A 9372-nucleotide genomic window follows, 5' to 3' on the forward strand; every position below is an offset into this window, starting at 1 on the left:
AGCTCAAGCGAGCTGGTTTTTATTGTTCTGTAATAAGGAGTCTTCCCAAAAATTCTTGTAAGATAAAGAAGACAATGAGGCTAGCAATGGTTTCCCCTAAGAAGGACGAACTATTCACAACAAGAGAATAAATGTAGGCACTTTGGCCAGCTGGAGCATAGCTTCCCCAGAAGATGACACCTGCAATATAGTGAATGAGGTAGCGTGCAAAACCACCCAAGACGACTCCGGCAGTAATATATGTGAGTGTCTGAACTCGTTTTTTATCTCTGATAGCCTTATCAAGGGCAGGTTTGACAGTTCCACTCAGTCCAATCAAACTGAAGGCTACAAAATACTCTAAGAAACCTTGGATTGGAGTCAACCAACCACCAGCTGCTTCCCCTGTTACGACTTGCAAGAGTCCCCAGATGAATCCCCCCATGGCACCAGCCTTGACGCCCCAGCGGAAACTGAGGAGAAAGATAGGAACCATTTTAAAGGATAGAGAAATCCAAGGACCTAAGGACATGGGTTGAGTAACCAAATCCAAAATATAAGCAATGGTCGCTAAGAGAGCGACCTCAATCATTGGTCGAACCGTAGTTTTCGACATAAAAAAACCTCCTATACCAATCGTTTTGATTGGCTCATTTGTTGCCACACCAAAACGACGTCATAGAAGTTCTCTATTTCATTCTGTTTTGAGACACATCCCTACGCAGGTCCTAACCTGATCAGGTGGTAAGAGTTTAGGCCAGTAACGAACACCTCTGGTATCCAAGCTAGCCAATCTCAGCACTTGCTCCTCTTGTGACTCTTACATTATACTATCTAAAAAAACTTCCTGCAACTTTTTAACTCGCAAAAAATATGGTATAGTTATAAAGATAGAAAATGCACAAGTTGTGGAGGAAATAATCATGGGTATTTTTGCAGGTTTGATGGGCAATGCTTCTCAAAAAGACGTCGATAAGGTTGAAAAAGATTTAGGGGATATCCTAGTTCCAGGTGAGCAGGTAACCTTGGCTTTTAGCTTGATTCGTGACTTGATTGTCTTTACTGAGTACCGTCTCATTTTGGTGGACAAACAAGGGATGACAGGGAAGAAAACATCTTATAAATCTCTTCCTTATCGTTCTATTTCGCGTTTTTCAGTAGAAACATCTGGTCATTTTGATTTGGATGCTGAATTAAAAATTTGGGTCTCATCGGCTGTAGAACCATCAGAAACACTCCAATTTAAGAGTGATAATAGTGTCATCGAAATCCAGCAGGCTTTGGCAGCAGCTGTGTTGCGTTGATAAATGAATGAGGACAGAACTCTCGTATAGTGATTTTGGATAATCGGGTAGGAGCACTGGCAGATAAAGTAAAGAGGAAACGAAATGTTCGTTGAAAGAAAGTTAGGAGATGGCCGGAGTTGGATTAATATTGATTCTGACTTGATTGCGGAAACCTCCCTATTGTATCAAAAGTATGATATTGATCAAGAAACCATTGAATATGCACTGGATAAGAATGAACGTGCCCATATGGATTATAATCGTGAAAATGGGACTGTGACCTTTATCTATAATGTATTGGATATGGAAAAGGAAAAGGAATATTATGAAACCATTCCGATGACCTTTATTATTCAAGGGCCTCGACTAGTCACCATAAGTAACCGGGATAATGCCTATGTTATCGAAAAAATGGAGCGCTATGTCGATGCTCATGAAAGCTTATCTACCTTTAAACTTTTATTTGCTGGCCTCGAGATGATCAGCAATGCTTATTATCCGATTATTGAGCGTCTGGATAAACATAAGGACGAAATCAATCGTCTCTTGCGAAAAACCACGACCAGTAAGAACCTTTATGCTCTTTCTGACTTGGAAACGGGTATGGTTTATCTGGTATCTGCGGCCAAGCAAAATCGCATGTTGCTCGAACATATCAAGGCTCACCTGATCTATCGTCAATTAGATGATGTGGAAAAAGAACAGTTTGATGATGCCATGATCGAGGCCCGGCAGTTGGTCTCCATGACAGAGTTAAACTCTCAGGTCTTGCAACAATTGTCTAGCTCCTACAATAATATCCTGAATAACAATCTGAATGATAATTTGACAACCTTGACCATCTTAGAAGCCCTCTTGGCGGTCTTAGCAGTTGTCACTGGTTTCTTTGGAATGAACGTTCCATTGCCATTTACAAACGATCCCAATGCCTGGATTTATATTTCGATCGCTAGCTTCGTCTTGTGGTTGATTTTATCACGAATCTTGCGCTGGATTGCTCATAAACGATAAAAAAAGAGAGGTAGGGAAGAAATTCCTTACCTCTTTCGTATCTTGGCTATTTCAGAAAAACCTTCATTTTTAACTCTGCCTCCCCTAAGAAGAAGAGGCAGTTTTGATACAAGTGATCGACTGTACAAAATCTTCTTGGAAATAGTAGGAGTAGATTTAAAAGTACTGAGTGGATTATAAACAATTTATAATTGGATTGAATCGTTGAATCAGTCAAATGAATGAAGCATTTTAATGATACTGAAATAACCTAGATACTAGAATCATTATACATATTTTCATATTAAAAATCAAGGAAACAATCCCAAAATAAAAGGGGATTTATTGTGAGTAAAAATTTTTAGAAAGCCTATTGTAACGCTGTTTTTATGAGGTGCTTCAAATGAAAGAAGAGACTTTCCAGTCTTTTATATTATTGCAAATTTAAAAAAGAAATTGGAAAGGGACGCAAAAATCAATCGAAGGTGGAAAGAGAATCTTTGAAAGGGTTTACCCAATAAAAACTTTTCAACCTGTTTCGTTTTACTATCTTTTAACCCTGGTCTATGGTATACTAGATAAGTTGCAAAAAAGCAGTACTTTTCTTTAGTGGAAAAGAAGCAACACGGTCTTTCATGAAAACTGAAAGTACGTCATGACAAGAAAAGTATAAACTAAGCGCTATAGGATGGCTTCGCACCATCTTTAGAAAGAAGAAAAAAATGAAATTTAATGAATTGAACTTATCTGCTGAATTGTTAGCAGAAGTTGATAAAGCAGGATTTGTAGAAGCAAGTCCTATTCAAGAACAAACCATTCCTTTGGCTCTTGAAGGAAAAGATGTTATCGGTCAAGCTCAGACTGGTACAGGGAAAACTGCAGCTTTTGGCTTGCCAACCCTTGAAAAAATTCGTACAGAAGAAGCGACCATTCAAGCTTTGGTCATTGCACCAACCCGTGAACTAGCTGTGCAAAGTCAGGAAGAACTCTTCCGCTTTGGTCGAAGCAAGGGTGTAAAAGTCCGTTCAGTATACGGTGGCTCAAGTATTGAAAAACAAATCAAGGCGCTTAAATCAGGTGCTCATATCGTAGTTGGAACTCCTGGTCGTCTCCTAGACTTGATCAAACGCAAGGCCTTGAAATTACAAGACATTGAAACCCTCATCCTGGACGAAGCAGATGAGATGCTCAACATGGGCTTCCTTGAGGATATTGAAGCCATCATCTCTCGTGTCCCAGAAAATCGTCAAACCTTACTCTTTTCAGCAACCATGCCTGAAGCTATCAAACGCATCGGGGTTCAATTTATGAAAGACCCTGAGCATGTGAAGATTGCTGCCAAAGAGTTGACAACTGAACTAGTAGATCAGTACTATATCCGAGTTAAGGAACAAGAAAAATTTGACACCATGACTCGTCTCATGGACGTGGAGCAACCAGAGCTTGCGATCGTATTTGGTCGTACCAAACGTCGTGTAGATGAATTGACTCGTGGTCTGAAGATCCGTGGCTTCCGTGCAGAAGGGATTCATGGAGATCTTGACCAAAACAAACGTCTTCGTGTCCTCCGTGATTTCAAAAATGGCAATCTGGATGTCCTCGTAGCAACAGACGTAGCGGCTCGTGGATTGGATATCTCAGGTGTAACCCATGTCTACAACTATGATATCCCACAAGACCCTGAGAGCTATGTTCACCGTATTGGCCGTACAGGTCGTGCTGGGAAGTCAGGTCAATCGATTACTTTCGTAGCACCAAATGAGATGGGTTACCTCCAAATCATCGAAAACTTGACCAAGAAACGCATGAAGGGCTTGAAACCTGCGACAGCAGAAGAAGCCTTCCAAGCTAAGAAACAGGTTGCACTCAAGAAAATTGAACGTGACTTTGCGGATGAAGCTATTCGAGGTAACTTCGACAAATTTGCAAAGGATGCTCGTAAATTGGCTGCAGAATTCAGCCCAGAAGAATTGGCCATGTACATCCTTAGCTTGACGGTTCAGGATCCAGATAGTCTTCCAGAAGTTGAAATTGCGCGTGAAAAACCATTACCATTTAAACCATCTGGTGGTGGATTTGGCGGAAAAGGCAAGTCTGGTCGCGGTGGACGTCGTGGTGATGACCGTCGAGATCGTGATCGTCGTGGCAATGGTCGTCGTGATGACTACCGAAAGGGTGGTCGTTCCAATGATCGTTTTGACAAAGAGAAGCGTTACCGTAAGGATCATAAAAAACCTCGTAATACTTCAAGCGAGAAGAAAACAGGCTTTGTGATTCGGAACAAAGGAGATAAATAAAAAATACAAGGGTAAACAGTTGTTTACCCTTGTATATTTATAAGGAGACCGAAATTCGTAAACAAAACGTTTGCTATCACTATGTGGTAGCGCTATCAATTCTGTTAACATATTAAGAATACAACTTTTTATAAGTCCTGTCAACAGATTTGCTAAAAAAATCTACTTTTTTTAAAAAAGTGAACAAAAAAATGATCAATTCACAAAAACGATCAACAAAATAAGTGATTAATATAGAAAAAAATCGTCAAAATGTTTGTTTCTTATTGAAAATGTTCACCATTATAGTATAATGAAAGCAGAAATAGGAAAGTAGGACGTCATATGAAAGAGAGTAGACATGTAGCAATCTTACAAGAGTTGGATAAAAATGAAGTGGTCTCTGTTAAGGATCTAAGTGATCTCTTGGGTGTAACGGATATGACAATTCGACGGGATTTGATGGACTTAGAGGAGCAAGACCTATTGGTTCGTGTTCATGGAGGGGCCCATCGAAAAATCAAGGATAGTCTGACAGAAGTCTCTCATACAGAAAAGAACATGTTGAACGTGGAAGAGAAAAGGGAGATTGCTCAAAAATGTGCGGCTTTAATCGATGAAGGCGATACAATTTTTATTGGGGCTGGAACCACTACGGATTTTATTGGCGATTATCTTGAAGGGAAACATGTCAGTATTGTCACCAATTCCCTACCTATTTTTGAAAAATTAAAAGATCAACCCAATTATGACATTATCCTAGTGGGAGGTCGATATAGGGTCAAGACACAGACCTTTGTAGGGCAGTTTGCTAATAAGCTCTTAAAGGAAATTAAGGTTTCGAAAGCCTTTATCGGGGTAAATGGAATCGACGGTCATACAGCAATGACTGCAAACGAAGAAGAAGGAAATGGTAATAAAATTATTCTTAACAATGCCATTGAAAAGTATGTAGTAGCAGATAACAGTAAGTTTGACAGCTATTCTTTCTATGCTTTTTACCGTCTAGATGATTTAGATGCGGTGATTACCGATCATTCTATCTCTAATAAGGTGCGAGAAAAATACAATTCTTATACAAAAATTTTGTAAAAATTAGAAAAGAAACAGCTAAACGGCCAGGATTCAAGCAGATTCTGGTCTTTTTTATATCCTTTAATAGGGGAGGGGTTATAAATAAATCTATAAAAAATAAACAAAAAAGAACAAAAAATTACATATTGTAATTGACAGCGCATTCATATAGTGATATACTTATCATGTAATTAAAAGATATTTTAAAAGTGGAAGGGGTGAAAAGATGGGATTAAATCAACTGTTTAATCGGGAATTAGTCTTTTGCCTAGATGTTGCGAATCAAGAAGAATTGTTTGACCAGGTTGCAACTTTATTGGAAGAACGTCAGATTGTGACAGATTCTTATCGAGCTGCATTAAAAGAGAGAGAGAAATCGTTCCCTACTGGCTTGGATATGGAATTTCTAGGAAAGGATCTTCCGAATGTAGCGATTCCTCATACGGATATCATCCATAACCTAACAGAGAATATTGTAGTTGTTCGATTGAAAAATCCGGTAACCTTCCACAATATGATCGCACCTGATAAAGAAGTAGAAGTTTCTCTTTTATTCTTCATCATTAACAATTCTAGTTCCAGCCAAACAAACATTTTGGCGCATTTGATGGATTTCTTTACGACAAATGGAAATCTTGAAAACATGTCGAAATTGGAAACTGAAGAAGACTTATATCGCTATATCACAGAAGCGATTGCTTAATAGTAAAAATTAAAAATATTTATAATGGAGGTCATTCAAATGATTAAAATTTTAGCTGCCTGTGGTGCAGGGGTTAACTCAAGCCACCAAATCAAAAGCGCTCTAGAAGAAGAGCTTTCAAACCGTGGATATGATGTACAATGTGATGCGGTAATGGTAAAAGATGTGAATGAAGATTTGATTAAAGGTTATGATATCTTTACACCAATCGCTGCAACAGATTTAGGCTTTGATCCTGGTATTCCAGTAGTTGAAGCTGGTCCAATCTTATTCCGTATTCCAGCTATGAGCGCTCCGGTATATGACAATATCGAAGCAGCCATCAAAGAACACGGTTTAAGCTAATTCGTTTATCTGTATTTTGTAAGCGGTTCCTATGCCTGGAATTGCTGACATTCTTAATTTTGTAAAATATAAAAATATAAATCGGGAGGATTTATTATGAATGGCATTATCGATTTTGCCAATAAGTTTTTCAAACCCATTCTAGATATGGGTGCACCGATCATCATGTTGATCGTCCTAACTCTATTGGCACTTTTGTTTGGAGTGAAATTCTCCAAAGCGCTTGAAGGTGGTATTAAACTTGCCATCGCCCTTACAGGTATCGGTGCAATCATCGGTATGTTGAATGGAGCTTTCTCAGCGTCTCTTGCAAAATTCGTTGAGAACACTGGTATTCAATTGAATATCACAGACGTTGGTTGGGCACCACTTGCGACCATCACTTGGGGGTCTGCCTGGACACTTTACTTCTTGCTAGTTATGTTGGTTGTCAACATTGTCATGCTTGCAATGAAGAAAACAGATACACTTGATGTCGATATCTTTGATATCTGGCACTTGTCTATCACAGGTCTTTTGATTAAATGGTATGCGGATAAAAATGGAGTTAGCGCAGGAGTTTCCCTCTTAGTTGCCACTCTTGCAGTTGTTCTTGTAGGGATTATGAAAATCATCAACTCAGACTTGATGAAACCAACATTTGACGATTTGTTGAATGCACCAAGTTCATCACCTATGACTTCAACTCACATGAACTACATGATGAACCCAATCATCATGGTTTTGGATAAAATCTTTGACAAATTCTTCCCAGGTCTTGACAAATACGACTTTGACGCAGCTAAATTGAACAAGAAAATTGGTTTCTGGGGATCTAAATTCTTCATCGGTTTCCTTCTTGGTATCGTCATCGGTATCATGGGTACTCCACATCCAGTTGCTGATGTAGCTGATGCTAAAACTTGGGAATTGGTTATTAAAGGTTGGATCAGCCTTGGTTTGACTGCCGGTGTCTGCTTGGAATTGTTCTCATTGATCGGTTCTTGGTTCATCGCAGCGGTAGAACCATTGTCACAAGGTATTACAAACGTTGCTACTAAACGTCTTCAAGGACGTAAATTCAATATCGGTTTGGACTGGCCATTTATCGCTGGTCGTGCAGAAATCTGGGCTTGTGCAAACGTACTTGCACCAATCATGTTGATCGAAGCAGTGCTTCTTTCTAAAGTCGGAAATGGTATCTTGCCACTTGCAGGGATCATCGCTATGGGTGTGACTCCAGCTTTGTTGGTTGTAACACGTGGTAAATTGATCCGTATGATCGTGTTTGGAACACTCTTGTTGCCACTCTTCCTTCTTTCAGGTACTCTTATCGCACCATTCGCTACTGAATTGGCGAAAAGTGTAAAAGCCTTTCCAGAAGGAGTTGACAAAGCTCAATTGATCACTCACTCAACTCTTGAAGGACCTGTTGAAAAATTGCTTGGTTGGACAATCGGTAATGCAACAACTGGTGATATTAAATTGATTATTGGTGTTGTTGCCTTCTTAGCATTCTACGTTGGAATCTTTGCATGGTACAGAAAACAAATGATCAAACGTAACGAAGAATACGCAGCAAATGCAAAATAATCCGCTCCTAAATATGTAACTTGATAAAACTAGGGTATCAATTTTCCAGACATGGAGGGGTAGCCTAGTTTTTTCTCTAAAATAACATGCTAAGGAGTGAAATATGAGGATAGCTTTAAAAAATAATGATCTGGAAGTTTGTTTCAAGGAGTTAGGTGGTGAGCTGACCTCTATCAAGGATCAGGAAGGTATCGAATATCTTTGGCAGGGTGATGCTCAGTATTGGAGTGGCCAAGCCCCAGTTCTCTTTCCTATCTGTGGTTCGGTTCGAAATGATACAACCATGTATCGCCCTCAAGGTGTTGGGAAGATCCCTCGCCACGGGCTGGTTCGCAAGAAAAACTTTGAGCTGGTAGAGCAAACAGAAGATCGGGTGACTTTTGGGATAGAAGATACGGAAGAAATGTATCAGCAATATCCCTATCATTTCAGATTAGAAATTTCTTATCAATTACTTGGTAAGAAGATTCAAGTAACCTATCGGGTTCACCATCTTGGTGAGGAAGGAGTCATGCCCTTTTTCGTTGGTGGCCATCCAGGATTTAATTGTCCGTTACTGGCGGATGAAGGATTTGAAGATTACTACCTGGAATTCGAACAAGAAGAGACCTGTAGTATTCCTAAATCCTATCCAGAGACAGGCTTGCTAAACGTCTTTGATCGGACACCTTTCTTACAGCAAGAGAAAATCCTAAATCTCGATTACGATCTCTTCCAAAAGGATGCCATCACCTTAGATTGCTTACAATCAAGAAGGGTGATCCTCCGCTCTAAAAAGCACGAAAAAGGAGTAAGCCTTCATTTTCCAGATTTTTCAAACTTGATTATCTGGACAACACCAAATAAAGGACCTTTTATCGCTTTAGAGCCTTGGTCTGGTTTATCCACTTCCCTTGAAGAGAGTGATTATTTGGAATATAAAAAGCAAGTTCGACTTTTGCCAGCAGGTCAAGAAGCAGAACTTAGTTTTGAAATCGAAATTTTATAGAAAATAATGTTGTTGAATATAGAAGTTTCTGTATTTGATTGAAAAATGAATTAAAAGAAGGAGCATAATATGTCAGTTATTATTGGTGCGGATGCAGCAGGTATCCGCTTAAAAGAAGTAGTCAAAGAATATTTGGAAGCAGAAGGTTTCCAAGTAGTG

The 9372-nt window shown here is 39.3% G+C and carries 9 protein-coding genes, 1 pseudogene and 1 riboswitch; of the genes and pseudogenes, 9 read left to right on the top strand and 1 reads right to left on the bottom strand.

Annotated elements, in window-relative coordinates; genetic code table 11:
* Positions 1-19: 19 nt before the first annotated feature.
* A complete protein-coding gene (gene thiT / locus I2C87_RS08225; RefSeq protein WP_061563745.1) occupies positions 20-595 on the bottom strand; it encodes an energy-coupled thiamine transporter ThiT in 576 nt (191 codons plus the stop codon).
* A gap of 81 nt (positions 596-676) precedes the next feature.
* Positions 677-801, bottom strand: a riboswitch (TPP riboswitch).
* A 101-nt stretch (positions 802-902) separates the two neighbouring features.
* Between thiT and I2C87_RS08230 the strand changes: the two genes are divergently transcribed.
* The 9 genes and pseudogenes from I2C87_RS08230 to I2C87_RS08270 form a co-directional block, all read left to right on the top strand.
* Positions 903-1283: a PH domain-containing protein gene (locus tag I2C87_RS08230; protein WP_006596927.1), complete on the top strand. Its 381-nt coding sequence runs from the start codon at positions 903-905 to the stop codon at positions 1281-1283.
* A gap of 84 nt (positions 1284-1367) precedes the next feature.
* Positions 1368-2276, top strand: a complete 909-nt coding sequence (locus tag I2C87_RS08235) for a magnesium transporter CorA family protein (protein ID WP_154852364.1) — start codon at positions 1368-1370, stop codon at positions 2274-2276.
* Between the two features lie 701 nt (positions 2277-2977).
* The gene (locus I2C87_RS08240; RefSeq protein WP_129268756.1) at positions 2978-4552 is read left to right on the top strand and encodes a DEAD/DEAH box helicase; all 1575 of its coding nucleotides are present in this window, start codon (positions 2978-2980) and stop codon (positions 4550-4552) included.
* 324 nt (positions 4553-4876) lie between these two features.
* Positions 4877-5623 (top strand): DeoR/GlpR family DNA-binding transcription regulator, encoded by a 747-nt coding sequence (locus I2C87_RS08245; protein WP_129268758.1) that lies wholly within the window; start codon positions 4877-4879, stop codon positions 5621-5623.
* 208 nt (positions 5624-5831) lie between these two features.
* Complete coding sequence (locus I2C87_RS08250) at positions 5832-6308, top strand: PTS sugar transporter subunit IIA (protein WP_048689142.1); 477 nt, start codon at positions 5832-5834, stop codon at positions 6306-6308.
* A gap of 39 nt (positions 6309-6347) precedes the next feature.
* The gene (locus tag I2C87_RS08255; RefSeq protein ID WP_006148587.1) at positions 6348-6653 is read left to right on the top strand and encodes a PTS sugar transporter subunit IIB; all 306 of its coding nucleotides are present in this window, start codon (positions 6348-6350) and stop codon (positions 6651-6653) included.
* Positions 6654-6749: 96 nt separating this feature from the next.
* The gene (locus I2C87_RS08260) at positions 6750-8225 is read left to right on the top strand and encodes a PTS galactitol transporter subunit IIC (RefSeq protein WP_048715587.1); all 1476 of its coding nucleotides are present in this window, start codon (positions 6750-6752) and stop codon (positions 8223-8225) included.
* Between the two features lie 103 nt (positions 8226-8328).
* The gene (locus I2C87_RS08265; RefSeq protein ID WP_048715588.1) at positions 8329-9213 is read left to right on the top strand and encodes an aldose 1-epimerase family protein; all 885 of its coding nucleotides are present in this window, start codon (positions 8329-8331) and stop codon (positions 9211-9213) included.
* A 69-nt stretch (positions 9214-9282) separates the two neighbouring features.
* Positions 9283-9372, top strand: a pseudogene (locus I2C87_RS08270) (galactose-6-phosphate isomerase); the annotation flags it as partial.

Origin of the sequence: Streptococcus sp. 1001283B150225_161107_H12, from assembly GCF_015552665.1 — a bacterium.
In the GTDB taxonomy this organism is placed as follows: Bacteria; Bacillota; Bacilli; order Lactobacillales; family Streptococcaceae; genus Streptococcus.